At 67.9% G+C, this 24616-nt stretch carries 24 protein-coding genes; 6 read left to right on the top strand and 18 right to left on the bottom strand.

Features of this window, described 5'->3' with window-relative positions:
* Positions 1-31: 31 nt before the first annotated feature.
* The 4 genes from O3305_RS17640 to hflK form a co-directional block, all read right to left on the bottom strand.
* The gene (locus O3305_RS17640) at positions 32-1699 is read right to left on the bottom strand and encodes a helicase HerA-like domain-containing protein (protein WP_184162076.1); all 1668 of its coding nucleotides are present in this window, start codon (positions 1697-1699) and stop codon (positions 32-34) included.
* 71 nt (positions 1700-1770) lie between these two features.
* A complete protein-coding gene (locus O3305_RS17645) occupies positions 1771-3267 on the bottom strand; it encodes a Do family serine endopeptidase (protein ID WP_269573701.1) in 1497 nt (498 codons plus the stop codon).
* Positions 3268-3361: 94 nt separating this feature from the next.
* On the bottom strand, positions 3362-4150 hold the full coding sequence (gene hflC, locus O3305_RS17650) for a protease modulator HflC (protein ID WP_269576552.1): 789 nt from the start codon (positions 4148-4150) through the stop codon (positions 3362-3364).
* A gap of 59 nt (positions 4151-4209) precedes the next feature.
* Positions 4210-5337, bottom strand: a complete 1128-nt coding sequence (hflK, locus tag O3305_RS17655; RefSeq protein WP_269573702.1) for a protease modulator HflK — start codon at positions 5335-5337, stop codon at positions 4210-4212.
* Between the two features lie 70 nt (positions 5338-5407).
* Between hflK and O3305_RS17660 the strand changes: the two genes are divergently transcribed.
* Both O3305_RS17660 and O3305_RS17665 read left to right on the top strand, forming a co-directional pair.
* Positions 5408-6364: a P-loop NTPase gene (locus tag O3305_RS17660; RefSeq protein ID WP_269573703.1), complete on the top strand. Its 957-nt coding sequence runs from the start codon at positions 5408-5410 to the stop codon at positions 6362-6364.
* 4 nt (positions 6365-6368) lie between these two features.
* Entirely contained in the window at positions 6369-6800 is a 432-nt protein-coding gene (locus O3305_RS17665) for a CoA-binding protein (protein WP_269573704.1), read from the top strand.
* On the opposite strand, the gene O3305_RS17670 is transcribed toward O3305_RS17665, so the two are convergent.
* Positions 6797-8371, bottom strand: coding sequence for a winged helix-turn-helix domain-containing protein (locus O3305_RS17670; protein ID WP_269573705.1), 1575 nt, complete (start codon positions 8369-8371; stop codon positions 6797-6799). The two genes, O3305_RS17665 and O3305_RS17670, sit on opposite strands and share 4 nt — an antisense overlap.
* A gap of 163 nt (positions 8372-8534) precedes the next feature.
* Here O3305_RS17670 and O3305_RS17675 point away from each other — a divergent pair, with 163 nt between their 5' ends.
* Positions 8535-8825 (top strand): UrcA family protein, encoded by a 291-nt coding sequence (locus tag O3305_RS17675; protein WP_269573706.1) that lies wholly within the window; start codon positions 8535-8537, stop codon positions 8823-8825.
* Between the two features lie 48 nt (positions 8826-8873).
* Here O3305_RS17675 and O3305_RS17680 read toward each other — a convergent pair whose 3' ends face one another.
* The 4 genes from O3305_RS17680 to O3305_RS17695 are packed head-to-tail and all read right to left on the bottom strand — an operon-like array spanning position 8874 to position 12282.
* Positions 8874-9980, bottom strand: a complete 1107-nt coding sequence (locus O3305_RS17680) for an aminotransferase class V-fold PLP-dependent enzyme (protein WP_269573707.1) — start codon at positions 9978-9980, stop codon at positions 8874-8876.
* Positions 9977-10741, bottom strand: a complete 765-nt coding sequence (locus O3305_RS17685; RefSeq protein WP_269573708.1) for a tryptophan 2,3-dioxygenase — start codon at positions 10739-10741, stop codon at positions 9977-9979. The genes O3305_RS17680 and O3305_RS17685 overlap by 4 nt, the downstream gene beginning before the upstream one ends.
* 57 nt (positions 10742-10798) lie before the next feature.
* A complete protein-coding gene (gene dapD, locus O3305_RS17690; protein ID WP_269573709.1) occupies positions 10799-11617 on the bottom strand; it encodes a 2,3,4,5-tetrahydropyridine-2,6-dicarboxylate N-succinyltransferase in 819 nt (272 codons plus the stop codon).
* Positions 11614-12282, bottom strand: a complete 669-nt coding sequence (locus O3305_RS17695) for a pyrimidine 5'-nucleotidase (protein ID WP_184162051.1) — start codon at positions 12280-12282, stop codon at positions 11614-11616. The genes dapD and O3305_RS17695 overlap by 4 nt, the downstream gene beginning before the upstream one ends.
* A gap of 244 nt (positions 12283-12526) precedes the next feature.
* On the opposite strand from O3305_RS17695, the gene O3305_RS17700 reads away from it, so the two are divergent.
* On the top strand, positions 12527-13516 hold the full coding sequence (locus O3305_RS17700; RefSeq protein WP_269573710.1) for an LLM class flavin-dependent oxidoreductase: 990 nt from the start codon (positions 12527-12529) through the stop codon (positions 13514-13516).
* Positions 13517-13579: 63 nt separating this feature from the next.
* Here O3305_RS17700 and O3305_RS17705 read toward each other — a convergent pair whose 3' ends face one another.
* From O3305_RS17705 to O3305_RS17720, 4 genes are all read right to left on the bottom strand, one after another.
* A complete protein-coding gene (locus tag O3305_RS17705; protein ID WP_269573711.1) occupies positions 13580-14146 on the bottom strand; it encodes a hypothetical protein in 567 nt (188 codons plus the stop codon).
* 222 nt (positions 14147-14368) lie between these two features.
* Positions 14369-15676 carry a sensor histidine kinase gene (locus tag O3305_RS17710; protein WP_184164921.1) on the bottom strand — a complete coding sequence of 436 codons (1308 nt, stop codon included), beginning with the start codon at positions 15674-15676 and terminating at the stop codon, positions 14369-14371.
* A gap of 142 nt (positions 15677-15818) precedes the next feature.
* Entirely contained in the window at positions 15819-16487 is a 669-nt protein-coding gene (locus O3305_RS17715) for a response regulator transcription factor (RefSeq protein ID WP_184162042.1), read from the bottom strand.
* Between the two features lie 19 nt (positions 16488-16506).
* Positions 16507-16818, bottom strand: coding sequence for a hypothetical protein (locus O3305_RS17720; RefSeq protein WP_269573712.1), 312 nt, complete (start codon positions 16816-16818; stop codon positions 16507-16509).
* A 98-nt stretch (positions 16819-16916) separates the two neighbouring features.
* Here O3305_RS17720 and O3305_RS17725 point away from each other — a divergent pair, with 98 nt between their 5' ends.
* The gene (locus O3305_RS17725; RefSeq protein WP_269573713.1) at positions 16917-18695 is read left to right on the top strand and encodes an ABC-F family ATP-binding cassette domain-containing protein; all 1779 of its coding nucleotides are present in this window, start codon (positions 16917-16919) and stop codon (positions 18693-18695) included.
* 3 nt (positions 18696-18698) lie between these two features.
* Here O3305_RS17725 and O3305_RS17730 read toward each other — a convergent pair whose 3' ends face one another.
* The 4 genes from O3305_RS17730 to O3305_RS17745 all read right to left on the bottom strand — a co-directional run bounded on the left by O3305_RS17730 (position 18699) and on the right by O3305_RS17745 (position 21868).
* Complete coding sequence (locus O3305_RS17730; RefSeq protein ID WP_269573714.1) at positions 18699-19715, bottom strand: sensor histidine kinase; 1017 nt, start codon at positions 19713-19715, stop codon at positions 18699-18701.
* Between the two features lie 109 nt (positions 19716-19824).
* Positions 19825-20175, bottom strand: a complete 351-nt coding sequence (locus O3305_RS17735) for a DUF3060 domain-containing protein (RefSeq protein ID WP_269573715.1) — start codon at positions 20173-20175, stop codon at positions 19825-19827.
* A 65-nt stretch (positions 20176-20240) separates the two neighbouring features.
* Positions 20241-21053, bottom strand: a complete 813-nt coding sequence (locus tag O3305_RS17740) for an ATP-binding protein (protein WP_269573716.1) — start codon at positions 21051-21053, stop codon at positions 20241-20243.
* 74 nt (positions 21054-21127) lie between these two features.
* Positions 21128-21868, bottom strand: a complete 741-nt coding sequence (locus tag O3305_RS17745; RefSeq protein ID WP_184162024.1) for a 3-oxoacyl-ACP reductase family protein — start codon at positions 21866-21868, stop codon at positions 21128-21130.
* Between the two features lie 174 nt (positions 21869-22042).
* Here O3305_RS17745 and O3305_RS17750 point away from each other — a divergent pair, with 174 nt between their 5' ends.
* Positions 22043-22624, top strand: coding sequence for a TetR/AcrR family transcriptional regulator (locus O3305_RS17750; RefSeq protein ID WP_269573717.1), 582 nt, complete (start codon positions 22043-22045; stop codon positions 22622-22624).
* Here O3305_RS17750 and O3305_RS17755 read toward each other — a convergent pair.
* Positions 22584-24605 (bottom strand): tetratricopeptide repeat protein, encoded by a 2022-nt coding sequence (locus O3305_RS17755; protein ID WP_269573718.1) that lies wholly within the window; start codon positions 24603-24605, stop codon positions 22584-22586. The two genes, O3305_RS17750 and O3305_RS17755, sit on opposite strands and share 41 nt — an antisense overlap.
* Positions 24606-24616: the final 11 nt, after the last annotated feature.

Here is a 24616-nt window from a genome sequence, read left to right on the forward strand (position 1 = left end):
TCCCCGGCGAAAGCAAAGGGGAGCGCGGCGCCTACCGTCCCTTGAACAATCCCCCCAGCACTCCGCGGACCAGCCCGCCGAGGATGCTCGCCCCCGCGCCGCTTTTCTTGCCGAACACCGCCTTGGACACTTCGTTCGCCACCGCGCGGCCCGCCGCCGAGGAGGCCGAGCGCGTCGCCGAGGTGATCGCCCGGTTCCATGGATTGTTCGCCGCCTCGCGCTCCGCCGCCTTCTGGGCCTGGGCGTCGAGCCGGGCCTGGCGATCGGCGTCACGCTGCTGGGCGAGCCGCTGGCGCTCGGCTTCCTTGGCGAGCCGCGCATCTTCCTTGGCCTTGGCCGCCGCGGCCTTCTCGGCTTCGTCCTGCGCCTTGGCCTCGGCCGCGGCGGCGGACGCCTCGGCCGACTTGGCGGCAAGCAGCTCCTCCGCCGATTCGCGATCGACCAAAGTGTCGTACTTCGTCCCGATCGCATCGGTCTGCACCAGCACGCCCCGCTCCACCGGGGTGACCGGCCCGACGCGCGATGCCGGCGGCCGGATCAGCGTGCGCTGCACCGGGCTCGGCGAGCCATCGTCCTGCAGCACCGAGACCAGGGCCTCGCCGACCTTCAGCTCGGTGATCGCCTTTTCGACATCGACATCGGGATTGGCGCGGAAGGTGGTCGCCGCCGCCTTCACTGCCTGCTGGTCGCGCGGAGTGAAGGCGCGCAGCGCATGCTGTACCCGGTTGCCGAGCTGGCCGGCGATCGTGTCGGGCACGTCGATCGGGTTCTGGGTGATGAAATAGACGCCGACGCCCTTGGAGCGGATCAGCCGGACGACCTGCTCGATCTTGTCGAGCAGCGCCTTGGGCGCGTCGTCGAACAGCAGATGCGCCTCGTCGAAGAAGAAGGCGAGCTTGGGCTTGTCCGGATCGCCGACTTCCGGAAGCGATTCGAACAGCGCGGAGAGCAGCCAGAGCAGGAAGGTGGCGTAGAGCTTGGGGCTCGCCATCAGCTTGTCGGCGGCCAGGATGTTGACCACGCCGCGGCCCTTGTCGTCGAGCCCGAGGAAATCCTCCATCGACAGCGCCGGCTCGCCGAAGAAGTTCGCGCCGCCCTGGCTGCGCAGCTGGAGCAGCGCGCGCTGGATCGCGCCGACCGACTGCTTGGAGACATTGCCATAGGTCGCGGTCAGCTCGTCCGCGCGCTCGGCGCAGTGGGCGAGCATCGACTGCAGGTCGTCCAGGTCGAGCAGCAGCAGCCCGTCCTTGTCCGCGACGGTGAAGGCGATGGTGAGCACGCCTTCCTGCACTTCGTTGAGGTCCATCAGCCGCGAAAGCAGCAACGGCCCCATCTCGGAGATGGTGGTGCGGATCGGATGGCCCTGCTCGCCATAGAGATCCCAGAACTGCACCGGGGTGTCGGCATAGGCCCAGTCGGCCAGGCCGATCTCGGCGGCGCGCGCCTTGAAGATCTCGTGCGTCTTGGCGGTGGGGGAGCCGGCCATGGCCAGGCCGGAAAGGTCGCCCTTCACATCGGCGACGAAGCAGGGAACGCCGGCGTTCGACAGGCCCTCGATTATCCCCTGGATGGTCACCGTCTTGCCGGTGCCGGTGGCGCCGGCGATCAGCCCGTGGCGGTTGGCGCGCTTGAGCACCAGGCTCTGGGGATTTGCGCCGCCGGCACCTGCGCCAATGAAGATGCCCGTCTCTCCCGCCATGTCCGATCTCCTTGGTTGGGAGATTGGAATAGAGGAGAAACGGGCATTCGTCAGCCCGATTGGGCGTGGTTTTAGTTGATGCCGACCGAGACGAAGCGGCCGAGTGCGCGGCGCTGGACCCAGAGCAGGACGTTGGTCTTGCCCGCGGCCTTGGCGGCGGCAACCTGCTTGGCGACGTCCCCTGCATTGGCCACGGCCACGCGGTTCACCGTGGTGATCACGTCGCCGCGCTGCAGGCCCTTGCCGGCTGCGTCGCTGGCCTGGTTCACCTGGACCACGACCACGCCGGTCGTGCTCGGATTGACGCCGACGCTCTGCGCGATCTGCGGGGTAAGCGGCGTGACCTGCACGCCGAGCGAGGCGGCCGCCATCGTGTCCGAATCGGCGCCCGGCGCCTGCGAGTTCTCGTCGTTCGGATCGAACTGGGCGAGCTGCTCCTCGGGCGGGCGGGTGCCGACGGTGATGGTCAGCTTCATCGGCTTGCCGTCGCGGTAGAGCTCGAGCGGGATGCTGGTGCCCGGCTTCACGTTCGCCACGAGATAGGACAAAGTCTGGTCCGGGGTGACGTCCTTGCCGTCGACCTTGACGATAACGTCGCCCTGCTTGAGCCCTGCCTTGTCCGCCGGCTGGCCCGGCTCGGTGCGCGCGACCACGGTGCCGCGGCCCTTGGGCACGCCCAGGCCGTCGGCGATGTCGTCGGTCAGGTCCTGCATCTGGATGCCGAGATAGCCGCGGGCGATCTTCTGGCCCTTCATCAGCGTGTCGATCACCGGCTTGGCTTCTTCCGCGGGGATCGCGAAGCCGATGCCGACATTGCCGCCGGTCGGCGACAGGATCTGCGAGTTGATGCCGATCACATTGCCGTTCAGGTCGAACATCGGGCCGCCCGAATTGCCGCGATTGATCGAGGCATCGGTCTGGATGAAGCGGTCATAGGCGCCGCCCGACCCGGTGACGCGGTGCAGTGCCGAGACGATGCCGGCAGTCACCGAGCCGCCCAGGCCGAAGGGATTGCCGATTGCGACGACCCAGTCGCCGACGCGGGCGCTGGCCGAATCGCCGAACTTCACGAAGGGCAGGTTGGCGCCCTCGATCTTGAGCACGGCGAGGTCGGACTGGACGTCGCTGCCGATCACCTTGGCCTTGAACTCGCGCTTGTCGGGCAGGGTGACGGTGATCGATTCGACCGTGGCGCCCTGCGCGCCGGCCGCGATCACATGGTTGTTGGTGACGACATAGCCGTCGGCCGAGATGATGAAGCCCGAGCCGAGCGACTGGGCCTGGCGGGTCACCGGCTGGTTGCCGCCGCCAAATGCCTCGAACGGCGTGCCGGCGAGCGGATTGGCGTTGGTGGTGACGCGCTGGGTAGTCGAGATGTTGACGACCGCCGGCTGCAGCTTGGCGACCATGTCGGCGAAGCTCATCGGCGCGCCGGCGCGGGGCGCGGACGCCTGGATGGCGCCCGGCTCGTTCTGCGCGGTCTGGGCGCCCGCGGGCTGGTTGAGCGTCATCGTGGCGGCGGCGCCGCTCAGCAGGATGGCGGTGGTCAGGGCGTAGGCATAACGCACGTGAGTGAGTCCTCTCAGACGAAGGAAAAGCGTTCGAAACGGATTTTTGCGCCGAAATGCTGAACGGCGATTGAATATGAACGGATAGACAGCGTCATCGTTGCTGCATGAATTCCTTCAGATAGCTGTTCTGCGGGCTCAGGATGATCGACGTTTCGCCCTTTGCCGGATCGTTGTTCAGGAACGTCGTCCGGTAGGACCGCATCGCGCGCCAGAAATTGTAGAAGTCCGCATCCTTGTTGAATGCCTGGGCATAGATCTGCGCCGCCTGGGCATCGGCATTGGCGCGGATGATCTGCGCATCCTTCATGCCCTGGGCCTCGATCGTCTTGGCTTCCTGGTTGCGCGCGGTGCGCATCCGCTCGAGCGCGCTGTCGAGCGGCGAGCCCGAGGGCAGCTCGGTCTGCTTGATCCGCACGTCGACGATCGACACGCCATATTGCGCGGCGAGCTGCTGCAGCGAGTTCTGGATATTGTCCATCACCTGGCCGCGCTCGGGGCTGAGCAGGATCGCCGAGGGGCGCTTGCCGAGCTCGTTGCGCAGTGCCGAGCGGAACAGCGGCTGGAGCTGGTCGCGCGCGCGGTCCTCGGTGCCGATGGTGACGACCATCTTGAGCGGATCGGTCACGCGGAAGCGCGCATAGGCATCGATCTGCAGGCGGAGCTGGTCGGTCGAGAGCACCGGCTCGTTGGGCAGGTCGACCGAGAGCACCCGCTTGTCGACCCAGACGATCCGGTCGAAGAACGGGATGCGCAGGATCGGGCCGGCATTGGTGCGGCCGAACTGCTCGCCCGCGCGCCACTGATTGACCGTGCGATAGGGCTTTTCGAGTCGCAGGATCACCGCCTGCTTGGTCTCGGGCACGATCGCGACGGTGCTCATCACGACGATGAGCAGGAGGATCGCGGAAACCGCGATGCCGATGGGGCTACGCAGCCAGCTCACTTCTGCTCTCCTTGCTGGGCCTTGCCCGCATCGGGGCGGATCCCCGGCAATGGCAGATAGGGGGTGACGCCGGGCGCCTCGACGATCGTCTTGTTGGTGCGCGCGAGCACCTGCTCCATCGTCTCGTAATAGAGGCGGCGGCGGGTGACTTCGGGAGCGGTCTTGTATTGCTCGTAGATCTTGTCGAACTCGGCGGCCTCGCCCTGCGCCACGGCGATCACCTGCTGGGCATAGCCATTGGCATTGTTGCGGGCGCCCTGTGCGCCCTGCTGCGCGGCCTGCACCGCCTTGAAGGCGTCGTCGACCTGCTCGGGCGCGGCGGCCTTGGTCAGCGCGACGCTCTGGATGCGGATGCCCGAATGATATTCGTCGAGGATCTTCTGCATCGCGGCCTGGACATCGGTCGAGATGCGGCCCTGGCCCTCGCCGATCGCCTCGTTGAGCGTCGTGGTCGCGATCACCGCGCGCATTGCGCTTTCGGCGGTGTCCTTCACCGTCTCGGTCGGGTCCTTGATCTGGAAGGAATAGTCGGCGGCGTCGGAGATGTACCAGTTCACCGAATAGGCGAGATCGACGATGTTCTGGTCGCCGGTCAGCATCAGGTTGGCGCCGCTCTCGGGGAATTTCAGCGTCCGCACGCTGCCGACATCGACGGTCTCGACGATCTGGAAGGGTGCGGGCAGGGTGAACTGCAGGCCCGAGCCGAGCGTGCCGCTATAGCGGCCGAGCGTGGTGACCACGCCGCGCTCGCGCGGGCCGATCGCGTGGAAGCTGGTAAAGGCCATCCAGGCCAGCAACAGGCCGCCGACGACGAGCAGCCAGAGCTTGGCGCCGCCCGGGGGCACCGGCAGGCCGCCGCCGCCCATGCGGCGCAGCAGGTCCTCGAACGGGCCGTTGCCGCCGCCATTTCCGCCGCCACCGCCGCCGGAGCGGGGACGCCGCCCCTCGGGCGGGAAGGACCAGGGATTGCGGGGACCCGAGCCGCCCGATCCGCCGGAGCCACCTTTGCCATCGCCCGAGCCGCCGCCGCCATTTCCGCCGCCGCTGCCAGAGCCCCAGGGGCTCTTCGGAGCCTCGTTCTGCAAGTTGCCGGCCTTGTTGAGCCAGCCAAAGAGGTTTGCCATTCGACCTTTATAAGCAGGCGCGCGCGGATTTACAGTGGCGCGCGGCGATTGTGCGCCTATCTGCCACGCGATGACCGATACCGAAGCCCTGAACGCCGCGCTCGCCCCGATCACCGCCGGCCGCGCCACCGGCCGCCTCGAAGGCGGCCGCGCCAGCATCGTCCTCGACGTGACCGGCCTGGCCGAGGCCAGCCGCGAGGAGCTGGAAGCCGATATCCGCCGCACCGCCGGCGCGCTCCCCGGGGTGGAGGAAGTGCGCGTTCTGATGACCAGCGAGCGGCGCACCCGGCGCCTGATCGCGGTGGCGAGCGGCAAGGGCGGGGTGGGCAAGTCCACCGTGGCCGCCAACCTGGCGATCGCGCTGCAGCGCCGCGGGCGCAGGGTCGGGCTGGTCGATGCCGATATCTATGGCCCCTCGCAGCCGCGCCTGCTCGGCGTCGAAGGGGTGAAGCCGCAGGCGCGTGATAAAGTGTTGCTGCCGGTCCAGACCCGGTTCGGCGTGCCGATGCTGTCGATGGGCGGGCTGGTTGCCGAGGGGCAGGCGATCGCCTGGCGCGGCCCGATGGCGGGTGGTGCGCTCGGCCAGATGGTCGATGCCGATTGGGGCGAGACCGATCTGCTCGTGCTCGATCTGCCGCCGGGGACGGGCGATGTGCAGCTGACGATGATCCAGAAGCACAAGCCGGCCGGCGCGGTGATCGTCTCGACCCCGCAGGATCTCGCGCTGATCGACGCGACGCGGGCGATCGACCTGTTCAACAAGGCCGGGGTGCCGATTATCGGCCTGATCGAGAACATGTCGGGCTATGTCTGCCCGCACTGCGAGGGCGTTTCGAATCCCTTCGGCACCGGCGGCGCCCAGGATATTTCGGCAAAATTGGGCATCCCCTTCCTCGGCCGGATACCGCTGGAAATGGCGATCCGCACGGCATCCGACGCGGGCGAGCCGCCGGCTGCCGGGAACGGTACGCAGGCCGAATTGTTTGCAGGACTGGCCGGGCAGGTGGACGACTGGCTGAAAGGATGAAGCAATGCCGTTGACGCGGGACGAGGACATCAAGGCGCTGCTCGAAAGCGTGCGCACCATCGCGATGGTCGGCGCGTCCGACCGGCCCGATCGTCCCAGCTACGGCGTGATGGCCTTCCTCCAGCGGCATGGCTACCGGGTGATCCCGGTCAACCCGCAGATCACCGGCGAGCATGTGCACGGCGAGTTCGTGTTCCGCGACCTGTCGCAGATCGAGCCGGTCGACCTGGTCGATATCTTCCGCCGTCCCCAGGCCGCCGGCGAGGCGGTGGACGAAGCGATCGCCGCGGGCGCCAAGGCGGTGTGGATGCAGCTCGGCGTGATCAACGAGGAAGCGGCGGCCCGCGCCGAGGCGGCCGGGCTCAAGGTTGTGATGGACCGCTGCCCCGCGATCGAGATCCCGCGGCTCGGCGTCGCGCCGATCGAGCAGGACTAGGTCTTGCGGTAGTCGGGCACGGATCCTGTCTCGCGCCAATAGCGCTCCAGCCCGATTTCCTCGACCAGCTTGCCGAAGCGCGGGTCGCTGCGCATCGCCGCGGTGGAGGGCATGAACAGCAGCCGCGTGCGGCGGTTGGCCCGCCGGGTCCAGACGCGCTGCTCGGGCTGGAAGCGCAGCTCTCCGACCTCGAAGCCCCGGCCGAAATAATAGCCCTCGGCCACTTCGAACGCGGTATCGACCCGGCCCAGCGCGGCGGCGAACTGCATCGTGTTTTCGGCAAAGCCCGCACCCTTGTGCGCCGCCGCCAGGTTGCTCGCCATCGCCCGGTCGATGTCGGCGCGCGCGCGGGTGATCATCGCCTGGGCGACGTCCTCGATCATCGCGAAATTGTCGGCCGGGATACCGGTGGGCCGCTGGTCGGTCCGGCGCGACATCGCCAGCGCATCGGCGGCGCGGCCGGTATAGAGCAGCAGGTAGAAGCGCGTGAACCACACCGCGAAATGGGTGGGGAACAGCGCCATCGCTTCCTCCATCGCCTTGTCCGCCTCGTCGAGCCGATCGGCGGCCCAAAGCGCCACGGCACGGGTATAGGCGCGCGAAGGATCGGGGAGCCCTTTTCCCCAGAACTGGACGAATGTGTCGGCCGCCTCGCGGCAGCGCCCGACCGAGAGCAGCACGCCGCTGAGCATGCCCCAGGCGAATTCGATGTCGGGGCGAGTGGTGAGGATCGAGCGACAAAGCCGCTCGTCCCGTAGCCAGCTGTCGGTTGCGGCATCGAGCATCGCCCGTGAAAGGCGCGCATAGGGATTGGCCGGATTGAGCTGCAGCGCGCGGGCGGCGGCCTGCTCGGCACGCATGCGCATCGCCGCTTCGTTCCGGGGGCTGCCGCCGCCCGCACCGATCGCATAGGCGATCGCGAGTGCTCCCCAGGCATCGGGCTGGTCGGGGTGCAGCTCGGTCAGACGCCGGAACAGGCCGGTTGCCTGGCTGAGCCCTTCCGGCGTGCCCTGGCGTATCGAGGCCATCGCCTGATCGAGCAGCGGCTTCACATCATCTGGCACAGTCTTGTGGGGCTGCGACCAGCGATACCAGCCGATCGCGCCAGTCGTGGTGAGCACTGCAAGTCCGGCTCCTGCGAGCATCGCGCGGCGATCGAGGCGGAGGCGATGGGCCTCGGCGCGGGCCTGGGCGAGCGGGCTGTCGGGCGCCGGTGCGGGCGCGGGCGTGCCGCCCTCGCCCTCGCGCAGCAGCCGGTAGCCGACCTTGGTGATCGTCTCGATCCGGAAGCCGCCTTGGCCGATCCCCTCGGCGGCGCGGCGCAGGCGCGAGACGACGCGATTGATCGCGTCCTCGCCCACCACCCGGCCTTCCCAGCAGCTGCGGGTCAGGTCGTCGCGGCTGACGATCGCCCCGTTCGCCCGGGCGAGCGCGACCAACACCTGCATCACCCGCGGTTCGAGCACTTCCTCGCTGCCATCCTCCCGCGCAAGCTGGCGCAGGGCGGGACGCACCTCGATCGGCCCGAGGCGGAATACCGGTTCATGCGCAAGGTCGATGCGGCTCTCCACCTTTCCCCCATCCCCGCAACAAGTGTAGAAATCCACCCTATCGGCGAATCATCGGCATTTCATCAGCTCTTCATCGGCTCCTCATCCTCTCGCCCGGTGGGTTTTCCGGCGATCAGGAGGCATCCGGCAACGACGCCGGCATTCCACGGAAAGGAGCCATCCCATGTGCAAGTTCATCGCCGCCCTCGCCGCCGCCACGCTGTTCGCTACGCCGGCCCTGGCCGGGGACCGCAGCGTCGCCATCCGCCATGCCGATCTCGATCTGAAGAGCGAGGCGGGCCGCACCGAGCTCAACCGCCGCCTCGCCGTCGCAACCGAGCAGGTCTGCGGTTCCTATGCGAGTGCCGGTGCCGATGAAGCGGTGGCGATCAAGCGCTGCCGTGACGGCGTGCAGCGTGACGTTGCCCGCCAGCTCACTGCGCGCTGGGGCGCCACCCAGGTCGCCCGTCGATGACCTCCCTCACGGCCGGGCGCGACGCGCATTGCGTGCCCGGTCGCTTTGTCAGCGGAGCCAGGAAAGCGCATCGATCAACCGCGTCACATCGCGGCCGTCCTGGTACAGGCCCAGGCCGATGCGCAACACGTCGCCCCGCACGTCGGTGATGACATCCTCCGCTTCCAGTTCGGCCTTCCAGCGCTGGGCATTGGGCGAGCGCAGCGCGAGGAAGCGCGCGGGGCTGCCCGGGTTGAGCAGCTCGGCCTCGATCGGTAGCTCGGCCAGCAGCTGTGCGCGCAAGGTGTCGACATGCGCCGCGATCTTCGCGGTGGTCAGTTCTTCCTGTCGCAGCATGTCGCGCACCCCGACGAAGCGGTAGATGCCCGAAGGATCGAAGGTAGCGCCCAGGAAGCGGCGTGCATCGGGCGCATAGCCGATGCTGCCAGGCGGCAGCGCCAGGTCCTCGAATTCGGCATACCAGCCGGTGATCTCCGGTCGCATGCCGAAACCCGGCGGGGCGTGGAGAAAGGCGCAGCCTTCCCCGGCCATCGCGTATTTGTAGCCGCCGGCGAGGTAGAAGACCTTGTCCGCCACGGCCGACAGGTCGGCCTCCATCGCCATGAAAGCGTGATAGCCGTCGATCACCACCCAGGGGCCGTCCGGCGCCGCCAGCGCGGCAAGCTCGGCGACCCGGTCGAACACATGGCCGGTGCCGAACTGCACTTGGCTGACGAAGATCAGGTCGTGGTCGCCGGCCTTCGCCCGCTCGACGATCGCCTCGAGCGGCACCCGCTCCACGGTCGCGCTGCCGGCTTCTTCCCAGCGCATCGACTGTCGGCGGAAGCTGTGGAACTCGCCGTCGCTGGCAAGGATGCGCAACGGCCCCGGGCGGGCCGAGGCGATGCGCAGCAGCAGCTCGTGGGTGTTCGGCGCGAAGACGATGCTGCTCGGATCAGGCAGCTTGAGCTCGGCGGCGACGTGCTGCTGGGCGGCGGGCCAGATCTCGCCCATCACCCGCTCCCATTTTCGATCGGCAAGACGTACCCCGTCTTCCCAGGCGGCGAGCTGGCCGAGATAGGAGGCATCGGGCCAGAGATGGTGCGAATGCGCCGCGAAGTGCAGCCGCTCGGGCGCCGCAGCCAGGGCGCGCTGGAAGAGGTGCTTGTAGCTCAAAGCTGCGTCCTGAGTGTCCACAGTTCCGGGAAGGCGCGCTTCGACAGCGTCGAGGCGAGATAGGGTACGCCAGGCGTGCCGCCGGTCCCCGGCTTCATCCCGATCACCCGGCTGACGGTGAGGACGTGCTTGTGCCGCCACGTCGCCAGCGCGTCGTCGATATCGACCAGCTTCTCCGCGAGCTGGTACAGTTCCCAATATTTGTCCGTGTCGCGATAGACCTGCGCCCATGCATCCTCGACCGCCTGGCTGGGTTCATAGGGCTGGGCCCAGTCGCGAGCCAGCACCTCGGCGGGCAAGTCGAAGCCGGCGCGGGCGAGCGCGGCATTGGCTTCGTCCCACAGGCTGGGCAGGGCGGAGAATTCGGTGGTGAGCGGCCCCGGCACCCCGCCACCGCGCACGCCGAGCAAGGTCTCTACCGCGCGGAACTGGTCGGACTGGAAGCCGGAGCTGGCGCCGAGCACGTCGCGGAAGCGGGTATAGTCGCTCGGCGTCATCGTGGTCAGCACTTCCCAGGAAAGCGTCATCACCGCCTGGATGCGGCTGACCCGGGCGAGGCTCTTGTACGCCTCCACCGGCTTGTCGGCGCGGACCAGGTCGAGCGCCAGGCGAATCTCGGCGATCGCCTGCTTCAGCCACAGCTCCTTGGTCTGGTGGATGATGATGAACAGCAACTCGTCATGCCGGTCCGACAGCGGGTGCTGGGCGGCGAGCAGCTCGTCGAGCGCGAGATAGCGTCCATAGGTCATGCTTTCGGTCATGATCCGTCCCTACGCCATCTCGCCGCCCGGATGAAAGCGGTAACGCTGGATACTAAATCAGTCGCGCAGCAGCTCGTTGATGCCCGTCTTGCTACGGGTCTGCGCGTCCACCGTCTTGACGATCACCGCGCAGTAGAGCCCCGGCTTGCCGGCCTCGCCCGGGATCGTGCCCGGCACCACCACCGAATAGGGCGGCACGTGGCCGCGATGCACTTCGCCGGTGGCGCGGTCGATGATCTTGGTCGAGGCGCCGAGATAGACGCCCATCGAGAGCACCGCGCCTTCGCCCACGCGCACGCCCTCGGCCACTTCGGCGCGCGCACCGATGAACGCGCCATCGCCGATGATGACCGGATCGGCCTGAAGCGGCTCGAGCACGCCGCCGATGCCGACGCCGCCCGACAAATGGACGTTCCTGCCGATCTGCGCGCAGCTGCCGACGGTCGCCCAGGTGTCGACCATCGTGCCTTCGCCGACATAGGCGCCGATATTGACGAAGCTCGGCATCAGCACCGCGCCCCTGGCGACATGCGCGCCGTGGCGGACAACGCTGCCGGGCACCGCGCGGAAGCCGGCCTGGCGGAAGGCGTCCTCACCCCAGTTGGCGAACTTGGAGGGCACCTTGTCGAACCAGTTGGCGCCGCCCGGGCCCTGGACCACGACATTGTCATTGAGGCGGAAGGACAGCAGCACCGCCTTCTTGAGCCACTGGTTGACCTGCCAGCCGCCCTCGACGGGCTCGGCGACACGGGCTGCGCCGCGATCGAGCAGGTTCAGCGCCTCGGCCACGGCCTCGCGCACGGCGCCCTCAGTGCCGAAGCCGAGGTTGGCGCGGTCTTCCCAGGCGGCGTCGATAATGGTCTGCAGGTCGGTCATTCGGAAGTCTCCAGGATGCTGTGGAGCCAGGCTCCGAGGTCGTTGGTGGTATAGTCGATGAAGCTGCGATCGACGTCCGGCGCCTGTTCGGAGCCATTGTCGATCCACACCGTGGTCATGCCGATCGCCTTGGCCGGCGCGAGGTTGCGCGCCATGTCCTCGACGAACAGGCTGGTATGCGGATCGAGGTCATAGGCCTCGCACAGCCCCTGATAGGCGAGCGGATCGGGCTTGGGGCGATACTGGGTGGCGTGCACGTCGTGGATCGCCTCGAAGGTCTCGCCCATGCCCAGCCGGTCGAGCACCTTCATCGCATAGGGCGCATCGCCATTGGTGAAGACCAGCTTGCGCCCGGGCAGCCGCGCCAGCCCCTCGACCAGCGCCGCGTTCACTTCGAGCACGCTCATGTCGACGTCGTGGACGTCCGCCAGATAATGGTGCGGATCGGTGCCATGCTCGGCCATCAGCCCGGCCAGCGTCGTGCCATGCGCGTGGAAATAGCCCTTCTGCACCTTGTGCGCGGCGACCGGATCGAGGCCGAGCAGGTTCTGGACATATTGCCCGATCCGCGCGTCGATCAGCGCGAACAGGTTCGCGCTCGCCGGGTAGAGCGTGTTGTCCAGATCGAAGATCCAGTTGCGGACGTGCGACAGGGCAGGGGTCATGGCCGCGCGGTTAGGCCCAGCGGGCGCGGCTATCAAGCAAGTGTTTCTTATTCATAGCGTCATCCCGGCGAAAGCCGGGAGCGCGTGCGGTGCCTCCCCCGCCTTCGCCTGAGATCCCGGCTTTCGCCTGGAAGACGCTTGTGGGGCGGGATGACGGATATGATGAGCGCGACGGATGATTGCTTCGTCACGGAAGACCAAAACTTTATGGCAGTCGGCGGATGGGCTCCCCATCTCCCGGCGCATGACAGCCTATTCCCTGCTCGACCTCGTCCCGATCATCCAGGGCGGGACCGCATCGCAAGCCCTTGCCAACGCCGCCGACCTTGCCAGGCATGTCGAAGGCCTCGGTTACACCCGCTACTGGGTAGCCGAGCATCACGGGATGGACGGCATCGCCAGCGCAGCCACCGCGGTGGTGATCGCGCATGTCGGCCAGGCGACCTCGACGATCCGCATCGGTTCTGGCGGGATCATGCTCCCGAATCACTCGCCGCTTCAGGTTGCCGAGCAGTTCGGTACGCTCGATGCGCTCTTCCCGGGTCGCGTCGACCTCGGTCTCGGCCGCGCGCCCGGCTCCGACCAGCGCGTCTCCGCCGCGATCCGCCGCGGGCTCGACAGCGACGGCAACGAGTTCCCCCGCGATGTGGCGGAGTTGCAGAGCTATTTCGCCGATGACGGCCGCACCGGCATCCGCGCGACCCCCGGCGCCGGCGCGAAGGTCGATATCTGGATCCTCGGCTCCAGCCTGTTCGGCGCGCAGCTCGCCGCGATGCTCGGCCTGCCCTATGCCTTCGCCTCGCATTTCGCGCCCGGCCAGCTCGATCAGGCGATCGACGTCTATCGCCGCAATTTCCGCCCGTCCGACGTGCTGGAGAAGCCGCATTTGATGCTCGGCTTCAACGTGTTTGCGGCCGATACCGACGAGGAAGCCGAACTACTCGCCAGCTCGCAGCAACAGGCGTTTGTCGCGATCCGCACCACCGGCAAGGGCATCCAGTTGCCGCCGCCGGTGCCCGGCTATCGCGAGAGCCTGGGTGGGCACGGCAATGCGATGCTCGACCAGGTGCTGTCGGCCAGCGCGATCGGCGGGCCCGGCAGGGTCCGCGAGCAACTCGCCGCCTTTATCGCCCGCACCGGCGCCGACGAACTGATGCTGACCAGCGCGATGTTCGATCACGATGCGCGCAAGAAGAGCCTCACCCTCGCCGCCGAGGCGATGCGCGGCCTCTGAATCAAAACGCGGCGCCGATCCCCCCGGAACGGCGCCGCGCCTCAGCGCCACAGGCGCGAGCGATCAGGCCTGGCGGTCGATCACCCAGCCGGTCGCCGAGCTGCCATTGCTGCTCGTCCCCGCGTTGCTGCCATAGGTGGCGGAACCCGATGCCGCCGCGTCGCGCAGCTTCTGGAGGAAAGCGGTCATCGCTTCGAGCTGGCGCGCCGCCGCTTCGCTGATCTGCGTGGTGGTGTCGGTATCGCTGGTCGAATCCTCGTCCGAATCGCTGGTGCCCGAGGGCGGCGGTCCGGGAGGCGGGCCGCCCGCGCCCTGCGGGCCACCGGGCCCGCCCTGGGCGCCATCGGGGCCTTGCGCGAAGAAGCTCTTCAGCTCCTCGGCCTGATCGTCGGTCAGCGTGCCGCTCTCGACCTGGCTGTCGATCAGCCCGTTGATCCTGTCCTTCATGTCGCCGGGCTTGCCGCCGCTGGCGCGATCCGAAGCCAGGCTCGTATCGATCGTGTCGAGCGCGCTGCTCAGCGCATTCTGGTCGTCGCTGCCGATCGTGCCGGCCGATGCCGCCGCGGCGATCCGCGCATCCATCTGCGCGCGCGGATCGGGGCGCTGCGATAACGATGAAATGGAAGTCATGCTGGTCCCTTTGCGTCTACAATCCCCAGCGGGTAGTTTAGCAGATTAGTGCTAACATATTGTAAACGAAAGATAATATTCAAACCCTCGCGTTTGGGCGACGCTGGCCCCAGAACCAGCGCCGCCACGCGACCCGACGGACATTAAGAGGGCAATCCGCGAGTTCCCGGACGGTTTGCGTCCGGTTCGTCGCGTCAGAATTTCAGTTTGTTGCAGTTCGGCTCAGCTCGCCGCGGGCAGCCGCAGCCGCACGAGCAGCCCGCCGAGATCCTCGCTCTCCTCGAGGCTGACGGTACCGTCATAGATCTCGGCCACGTCGCGCACGATGGCGAGGCCCAGGCCGGTGCCCGGCTTGCCGCTGTCCAGCCGCACGCCGCGATCGAAGATGCGGATCCGGTCCGCCTCCGGAATGCCGCGCCCGTCATCCTCCACCAGCACTTCGACGAACCCGGCCTGCACGCCGGCGGTGATGAACACGCTGCCGCCGCCATATTTGGCGGCATTCTCGACCAGGTTGCCGAGCAGGTCGTCCAGGTCCTGCCGCTCGATATGCGCGACCAGGTCCTTCTGCCCGTCGATATCGATGCGGACATTGGGATAGAGCCGCGCGACCGCGCGCTCGACCGCCTCGATCGACGGCCACACTGCCGCGCGGCTGTGCGCCGAACCACGCCGGCCCACAGCGCGGGCGCGGGCGAGATGGTGGTCGATCTGGCGGCGCATCGTCCGCGCCTCGCGGATCACCGCCTGGGCGAGGTCGGGCTGGCCGGCCGCGGCGGCGTTCATGATCACGCTGAGCGGCGTCTTGAGCGCATGCGCCAGGTTGCCGGCATGGAGCCGCGCTTCCTCGGCCTGGCGGTCGTTATGCTCGACCAGCGCGTTGAGCTCCTCGACCATCGGCGCCACTTCGGCGGGCATCTTGCCTTCGACCCGGGTCGATTCGCCTGCGCGCAGCCGGGCGATCTCCTGGCGTACCCGGCGCAGCGGCAACAGGCCGTACCAGGTCTGCAGCGCCACCATGATGATGAGGCCGAGCCCCAGCAGCACGAAGCTGCGCACCAGCGTACGCCGCAGCGTGGCGATCTGCGCGTCGAGCGTCGCGCGGCTCTGCGCCACCTGGAAGCGCCAGCGCACATTCGATCCCGGCAGCGTCGCGTCCCGCTCGGCGACGCGCAGCAGCTGGCCGGGCAGCTGGCGGCTGTCATAGACATGGACGTTGGTGTCGTTGTGCTGCTGGTCGACCGCGAGCTTCTGGTCCCACAGCGAGCGCGACGGGAACACTTCATGCCCCTTGCCGCTGATCTGCCAATAGGCACCTGAATTATATTCGAGGAAGCGCTGGTCGGCGAGCTCGCGGTTGAGCATCACCTCGCCATTCTGGTCGAGTTCGGCCGAGAAGATCATCGCCTTGAGCAGATAGTCGAGCTGCTCGTCGAAATTCTTGGTGACGGTGGTCACCAGCACCCGGTCGAGCGCCACGCCGCCGCCGATCAGCAGGATCATGATCCAAGCGGTAGCGACCAGCAGCATGCGCCGGCTCACCGATCCGGTGGACTGGGTATAGTGGCGCGGCTGTGGCTCGCCGGGCGCGACCGGCTCGGGCTCGGTCAGCGAACGGCCGAACAGGCGATGGCGCAGCTCGCCTAGCTTTTGGGCGAGCTTCGACATCAACTCAGGCGTCGGCCGGCTCGTCCAGGCTGTAGCCCAGCCCGCGAATGGTGGTGATCACGTCGGCGCCCAGCTTCTTGCGGATGCGCGTGACGAACACTTCGATCGTGTTCGAATCGCGATCGAAATCCTGGTCGTAGATATGCTCGATCAGCTCGGTGCGGCTTACCACCTTGCCCTTGTGATGGAGCAGGTAGGACAGCAGCTTGTATTCCTGCGCGGTCAGCTTCACCGGCTCGCCGGCCTTGGTGACCTTGCCCGAGCGGGTGTCGAGGCGGATGTCGCCTGCGATCAGTTCGGCCGAGGCGTTGCCCGAGGCGCGGCGGATCAGCGCGCGCAGGCGGGCGATCAGCTCCTCGGTCTGGAACGGCTTGGCGACATAGTCGTCGGCGCCGGCGTCAAGGCCCGCCACCTTGTCCGACCAGCTGTCGCGCGCGGTCAGCACCAGCACCGGGGTGGTCTTGCCTTCCTTGCGCCAGCGATCGAGCACGGTCAGGCCGTCGATCTCGGGCAGGCCGAGGTCGAGGATGATCGCGTCATATTGCTCGTTGGAGCCGAGATAGAGCCCTTCCTCGCCATCGGTGGCGAGGTCCACCGCATAGCCCGCGCCTTCCAGCGCATTGCGGAGCTGCTGCCCCAGGGTCGGCTCATCCTCGACGATCAGAAGTCGCATGTGTTTCCCCTCGGCGGGCCTAACTGCCCGATTTGCGGACGATCGCGCCGGTGCGGCCATCGACGTCCACCCAGATCACCGATCCATTGCGCAGGAACTTCAGCGTGTAAACTTCCGTCGCGGGATCGAAGTCGAAACCAAGATATTGGGCACCCGGCAGGCGCGGCACGACCCGGCGCTCGATCTCGCGGACCGAGAGCGGCGGGCCCTGGCGCCGGGCGGCGCGCGGTCCGTCCGAATCCTGGCGCCAATTCGCTTGCGCAGCCGCATCCCCGGCAGGCACGAATGCCGCCAGGCAGGCGCAAAGGATGGGCGTCACCAACATCTTCATGCGAGATGGCATAGGGTCCGAGCATTGAATAGCCCCTGAACGTGCCAGTCAGCCGGCTGTAACTTGCCGGACATCGTCCCACCCCCTAGGTGGCCAGCATGGCTGCACCTGTTCTCTCCTTTGAAAATCTCGGTCTCGTCCAGGGCCATGGCTGGCTGTTCCGCGGGCTGAACCTCTATGTCGGCGAGCGGGACCGGCTGGCGCTGATCGGGCGTAACGGCGCGGGCAAGACGACCCTGCTCAAGCTGATCGCCGGCACGATCGAGGGGGACGAGGGCCGCCGCACCATCGTGCCGGGCACCCATGTCGTGCTGCTCGAGCAGGAGCCGCGCATGGAGGGCTGCGCGACCTTGCTCGACTATGTCCTTTCGGGCAGCGATGCGCCGCCCAGGCACGAGGCGGAGGCGATCGCCGACCAGCTCGGCATCGATCTCAGCCGCGAGGCGAAGACCGCCTCGGGCGGCGAGCGCCGCCGCGCCGCGATCGCCCGCGCGCTGGCGATGAACCCGGACGTGCTGCTGCTCGACGAGCCGACCAACCATCTCGATCTCGCCGCGATCGAATGGCTGGAAGACTGGCTCACCCGCTTCAATGGCGCGTTCATCGCCATCAGCCATGACCGTACCTTCCTCACCCGCCTCACCCGCTCGACGCTGTGGCTCGATCGCGGGACGATTCGCCGTGCCGAAGTGGGCTTTGGCGGGTTCGAAGCCTGGACCGACCAGGTCTATGCCGAGGAGGAGCGCAACGCCCAGCGGCTCGACGCCAAGCTGAAGATCGAGGAGCATTGGCTCCAGCGTGGCGTCACCGGCCGGCGCCGGCGCAACCAGGGTCGCCTCGAAAAGCTCAAGGAAATGCGCGCCACCCGCGCCGCGATGATCGGACCGCAGGGCGCCGCCAAGCTGGTCACCGCCGCTGACGACAGCAACACCAAGGTGGTGATCGACGCCAAGCACGTCACCAAGCGCTTTGGGGATCGGACGATCATCAAGGACCTGACCTTCCGGGTCACCAAGGGCGACCGGATCGGCATCGTCGGTGCCAATGGCGCGGGCAAGTCGACCCTGCTCAAGCTGCTAACCGGCGAAATCCAGCCGGATGAGGGCACGGTCAAGCTCTCCAATACGCTGAACGGCGTCATCATCGACCAGCAGCGCAGCCTGATGGATCCGGCCAAGACGGTGCGTGACGTGCTGGCGGACGGCGGCGACTGGATCGACGTTCTCGGCGTGCGCAAGCACGTCCATGGCTATCTCAAGGAATTCCTGTTCGATCCGTCGATCGCGGAAGCGAAGATCGGCACGCTGTCCGGCGGCGAGCGTTCGCGCCTGCTGCTGGCGCGCGAGTTCGCCCGCCATTCGAACCTGCTGGTGCTCGACGAGCCGACCAACGATCTCGACCTCGAGACGCTGGACCTGCTCCAGGAAGTGATCGCCGATTATGAAGGCACCGTGCTGATCGTCAGCCACGATCGCGACTTCCTCGATCGCACGGTGACGGTGACGCTGGGGCTCGACGGGTCGGGCACGGTCGATGTGGTGGTCGGCGGCTATGCCGATTGGGAAGCCAAGCGTCGCCCGAAGGTGGATGCGAAGAAGGCGGCGCCCAAGGCCGCCGCTGCGCCGGAGGCGCCGAAAAAGGCGACCAAGCTCAGCTACAAGGACCAGCGCGACTACGACCTGCTGCCCAGGCGGATCGAGGAAATCGAGGCGCAGATCGCGAAGGACGAAGCGGCGATGGCCGATCCGGACCTTTATACGAAGAATCCCGACAAGTTCGCGAAGCTCAGCGACGGTATCGGCAAGCTGCGGGATGAAAAGGACGCGGCGGAGATGCGCTGGCTGGAACTGGCCGAGATGGTCGAGGCGCTGGGCTGAGGCTCAGGCTTCCAGCGCAACGGTGACCTTCGTACCCTGTGCTCCGGTCTCCGTAATCGCGGTGCCCCGGGCCTGGCGGACAAAGCCGTCGACGAGCTTTTGCCCGAGCCCTCCATCCTTGCGCGGCTTCGGCTCGGCGGGCAGGCCGACTCCGTCGTCGCGCACGGAAAGCAGCCAGCCCGGCGCCGCGGTTTCGAAGCGTATCTCGATCCGCCCGCTCTCGCGCCCTGCAAAGGCGTGCTTGGCGGCATTGGTCACGAGTTCGTTGACGATCAGCCCGATCGAGACGGCGCGGTCGCGGGGCAGGGCGGCATGGTCGCACACGCAGTCGAGCGTGATCGCTCCGCGCAGGAACAGCGCCTCGGCCAGCGCCGCGCTCAGCTCCTCGAGATACACCGCCATGTCGACATCGCCCGGCGAAGCCGCGCCGCCGCGATAAAGATGCCGATGCGCCCGGGCTATGCTCTCTACCCGCGTCAGCGCCGAGGACAGCGCCTCCTGCGTCTCCGCATCCTTCGTACGGCGCCGCTGCATGTCCAGAAGCGCCGCGACGAGGGTGAAGTTGTTCTTCACGCGATGGTCGAATTCGGCAAGGAACAGGTCGCGTTCGGCAAGCTCCCGATCTCGCTCCTGGGTGGCACGGCGCACGGCGCGGCGGAACAGCTCGGCGATCAGCAGCACCGCGGCATAGTTGATCGTCGCGAGCACCAGCCGGCCCATGTCGTCGGGACTCTTCAGCAGGAAGCTGTGCTGCTCGGGCAGGATGAAATACCAGCTGTAGAGCAGGGTCAGCGCGCCGGTGAGCAAGCCCGCCTGCCAGCGGCCGAACAGCGTGGCGATCAGGACGGCGGGGAAGCCGAGCGAGAAGGGGCCGGCGGCCGGGGCGATCGCATCGATCACCGCGCGCAGGCCAATGGCCAGCCCGGTGATGAGCAGGCCGAAGCTCAGCTGCACCAGCAACGCGCCGCGCCCGCTCGGCGCCAGCCGGTCGGCAAGATCGGTTTCGCCTATTCGCCCCATGAAGGGAGGAGGCATCGGCCACCGGCGAGAGTCAAGCATTCCCGCCGGTCGCTTTGATCCAGATTAGTTTATGTGAAGCCGAATCAACGACATGGTGTCAGCTTCTCGGTCATTTCTCGCGCATGATCCGATTGCCGGCGCCCGTCATGCTGATGCGTGGCCGCGCCTCGCCGGGAGCACGCCAGCGGATCTGGTTATCCGCGCCTTCCACCCGAATCGTGGACTTGGTGGCGAGGTCGATCACGATCCGGTTGCCTGCGCCGGTCAGGTTCAGACCGGTGCACGCGCCGCGGATCGTCAGCGTGTTGCTGGCACCTTCGACCTGGACGGTGCCGCCATTACAGTCGATCTCGGAATTCTCGCCCGCGCCGCTGAACTCGGTCTGCGCCTGGGCCGGCAATGCCCAACTCGCCGCGATCGGCGCAAGGATCATCACTGCCAGTTTCCGAAAATCATGCATTGCCGTCTCCCATCGTTGCGAATCCGAAAGGAGACGCGCAGCGGAGGGCGGTGTTCCTCTGCTGGTCAGAGGTTTCGGCCGGACCGTCCCGCGAGATCGACGACATATTGCCAGGCGACGCGCCCGGATCGACTGCCGCGCCGCGTCGCCCAGCCGATCGCCTCGGCCGGATCGAAGCTCAGCCCATGCGTCTCGGCATAGCCGCGGACGATGTCGACATAGGTATCCTGGTCGACGGCATGGAAGCCGAGGCTCAGCCCGAAGCGATCGGCCAGCGCCAGCCCGTCATCGACCGAATCGCGGGGATTGATCGCGCTCGCCTGCTCGGCAATGTCGCGGGTGACGAGATGGCGGCGGTTGGAAGTGACCAGCAACCGGGCATTGTCCGGCCTCGCCTCCGCCCCGCCCTGGAGCAGCGAGCGCAGCGCCCGCGCATCGCCGACGCCGTCGAAGCCGAGATCGTCGAGGAAGATCGCGAAAGGCCGGTCGGTGGTGCTGAGCAGCGCGAACAGCTCGGGCAGCGTATCGAGCTGGGTGGTCACCGCCTCGACCAGCGCCAGCCGGCCGCCCTCGGCCTGCACCGCTGCGACCGCGCTCTTGACCAGCGCCGACTTGCCGGTGCCCCGTGCGCCCCAGAGCAGCACGTCCTGCGCGGCATGGCCCTGCGACAGCCGTGCGAGATTGCCGACCAGCGCCTCGCGCTGGCTGTCCACGCCGCGAAGGATCTCGATCGGCAGCGGATCGAACACGCGTGCCGGGGAGAGTCCGTGCCCGCGCCATACATAGGCCGGATGTGCCTCGAGGTCGGCTGGCGGGGGCGGCGGCGGAGCCAGCCGGTCGAGTGCGTCGGCGATGCGGGCAAGGACTTCTTCGTGCATGGGGGCGGCTATAGCGTGGCGCCGCCGCCGGCTCACCCCCAACTTGCCTATCGGCGCCTATTGCCTGGGTTTCCTCAGGCGTTGATGCCGCCATCGACGGTGACAACCGATCCGGTCACGAACCGCGCCGCCGGGCTGGCAAGGAACGCGACGACTGCCGCGACGTCCTCGGGCTTGCCGTAATGGCCAAGCGCGGTGAGGCCGCGCAGCGTGTCGGCGAAATCTCCATCCGCCGGGTTCATGTCGGTGTCGATCGGGCCGGGCTGGACGAGATTGGCGGTGATTCCGTTCGGGCCCAGGTCGCGCGCCAGGCCGCGCGTGAAGGCAAGCAGAGCCGACTTGGTCATCGAATAGAGCGTCGAGCCGGCAAAGGGCACGCGCTCGGCCAGGCACGATCCGATGGTGATGACCCGGCCGCCTTCGCCGAGATGCGGGATCGCCGCGCCGGTGGCGATCACTGCCGAGCGGACATTGACGTTGAGCAGTGCGTCGATCTCCTCGAGGTTGAGGTCGACGACCTGACTGTAGCGGGCGATGCCGGCATTGTTGACCAGGATGTCGAGCCCGCCCAATGCCGCGACGGCTTCCGTCACCGAGCGCTTCACTGCTTCGGGATCGGCGCTGTCGGCCTGGATGGCGATGGCGCGGCGGCCCTTCGCTTCGATCGCGCGCACGATCTCGGCCGCGCGATCGGCCGAACGCTCATAGGTGATGGCGACATCCGCGCCCTTGTCCGCCAGCGCCAGCGCAATACCCGCACCGATGCCGCGCGAGGCGCCGGTCACCAATGCACGCTTGCCGAGAAGCTCAGTCATTCGTCCGTTCCTTATTCTATAGTGATCGATACAGAATAGCTGGGAAGCTTGTAGGCGGGCGTCAAGGGAATTATGTAACGATCGATGCAAAATTCTGGAGAAGAGACGCAAACCCGATCCCGCGGGCGCCCGCGCGCCTTCGATCGCGCGCGTGCGCTCGAACGGGCGACGCGGTTGTTCTGGGAAAAGGGCTATGCCGCGACGTCGATCGCCGACCTGACAGAGGCGATGGAGATCGGCGCGCCAAGCCTCTACGCCGCCTTCGGCTCGAAGGAGGCACTCTATGCCGAAGCGCTGGGCCATTATCGCGACAGTAACGAGGCGTTTGTCTGGGCAGGCTTCTTTGCGGCGGACACGGCGCGCGGTGCGGTGTCCTCGCTGCTGATGGATAGCGCCGCGGCGTTGACGGGCTGCCTTGCCGATATGCCGCGCGGTTGCATGGTCACGCTCTCGGCGGTGGGCAGCGAAGGCAATGCCGAACTTGGCGAGCGGGTGCGCTCGGCGCGAGCGATCACCTTCGAACGGCTACGCGCCCGTCTCGATCGTGGCGTCGCGCAGGGGGAAATCCCTGCTGCTGTCGATCTCGATGCGCTCGCCCGCTTCGTTCAGACGGTACAGAGCGGCATGTCGATCCTGGCGCGCGATGGCGCGGGCCGGGCCGAGCTGGAGGGCGTCGCCGAGGTCGCGATGCTCGGCTGGGATACCCGGGTGGACGTTACCCGTTTGCCATCGCCTGGGCCTCGGCCCGCTCGGTAAAGCTCGGATCGGCGAGCGCGGCCGCCGCATTCTGCTTCGCTTCCGCCTTGCGGCCAAGCGCGGCGTAGATCTGGGCGAGGTGCCAGCGCAGGCCCGGATGCTTCGGCGCCAGGATCACGGCCTTCTGGAGCAGCTCCAGCCCGCCTTCCTTGTCGCCACCCTTGAACAGCGCCCAGCCATAGGCGTCGACCACCGCCGGATTGGCCGGGGCCAGGCCATAGGCAGCCTCGCCGAAATCGACCGCGGTGCCGGTTTCGCCCGCGCCGGCATAGGCGGCGGCGAGCTCGCCGTTGAGCGCGGCGTCGCCGTCACCGATCCGGGCGCGGATGTCCTCCAGCGTGTCGATCGCCGCGTCATAGTCGCCGGCGGCGAGCTGCCAGTGCGCCGAGATGCGCTGGGCGGCGATGCTGCCCGGGTTCTGCGACAGGAACAGCGCGAGCGCGTTGGCGGCGTCCTCGCGCTTGCCGCTGCGGTCGAGCGCTTCGACCAGGCGGAGCAGGGTCGGCTCGTCGAAGCGCAGGTCGGCCGCGCGCTTGTAGACGGCGACGGCGTCGGCCGGGCGATTGAGCAGCATCAGCATGTCGCCGAGCACGACCTGGGCGGCGGGCGCGCCGGGGTTCTTCGCCGCGATGGCCTGGGCACGGGCAAGGGCGCCGCCCTTGTCGCCGCTGGCGATCAGTGCGCGGATCAGCGGCAGCGTCGCCTGGGGATCGTCGGGGCGCTGGTCGGCATCGGCGGCGAGCGTCGCGGTGCTGTCGTCCGCGCTGAACGCGCTCGCTTCGCCGATCGCCGGGAAGGCGGCGCGATCCAGGAAACGGGCGGCGCTTGCCCGGTCGCCGATCCGCTCGAAGCCGCGGGCGACCAGGGTGAGCGCGTAGCTGTCCGCATCGGCGCGGGCGACCACGGGGCGCAGCGTGTCGATCGCGTTGCGGGCGCGATCGGTGCGCAGCAGCGCGAAGGCGAGCAGCTTGCGGGCGGTGATGTTCATCGGCTGCATGCCGACCAGGTCGCCCAGCTTGTCGATCGCCTGTTCGTAATCGCCCTTCTGCAGGGCGAGCGTGCCGCCGAGCAGGATCACGCCGGGCAGATCGTTGATCGCGCCGCCGGTTTTTTCGAGGATAGCGCGGGAAAGGTCGAAATTGCCCGCGCGCGCGGCGATCACCGCCTGGAGATAGAATGCCTGCGGGCTGCCCGGCCGCGCCGCCAGCGCGCGGCGGGTGGCGGTGACAGCATCCACGGTACGGCCGATATCCCCGAGCGTCGCGGCATATTCGATCAGTACATCGTGGCGGGCGGGGTCGCGCTTCAGCGCCTGCTCGAACCAGGGCAGGGCGGCGACCAGGCCATATTGGCTGCGCACGATTTCGCCGCGCAGGATCAGCGCGTCGATATAGCCGGGGGCGAGCCTTACCGCGCGGTCTGATGCCTGGGCGGCACCGATCAGGTCGCCCGCCGCATAGCGATAGCGTCCCATGTCCATCCAGACGCCGGCATTGTCCGGGGCCAGGCGCAGCGCTTCGTCCAGCGCGGCACCGGCGCCGGCGAAATCGCTCTGGGCGGTGAGTGCGCGGGCACGGATTCGAAGTCCGTAGGGGCGCATCGCGGCGGGGGCCTTATCTGCCTCTGCCGGGGCCTTATCCGTCTTGCCCTGCAGCACCCAGGCTTCGGCGCGCCATTGCGGTACCGCCTTGGGATCATAACCGGCATCGACCGCACGCTGGATCTCGCCCTCGGCACCCACGCCGTCGCCCAGCGCGAGCAGCGCGCGGGCAAGAACGATATGGGCGTTCTCGTTGTCGGGATCGCCGCGCACCACTTCCGCGGCAAGGTCGCGCGCGCCGGTGGCGTTGTCGGCCTTGAGCATCGCCTCGGCGCGGGTGGTGGCTTCCGCCGCTTCGGCCGTGCCCATCCTGCCGGGACTCAGCGCGAACCAGCCGCCGGCCAGCACGGCGAGCAGCACGACGAGCGCGCCGCCGATCACCAGCAGGCGCC

The organism is Sphingomonas sp. NIBR02145 (assembly GCF_027359115.1).
In the GTDB taxonomy this organism is placed as follows: Bacteria; Pseudomonadota; Alphaproteobacteria; order Sphingomonadales; family Sphingomonadaceae; genus Sphingomonas; species Sphingomonas kyeonggiensis_A.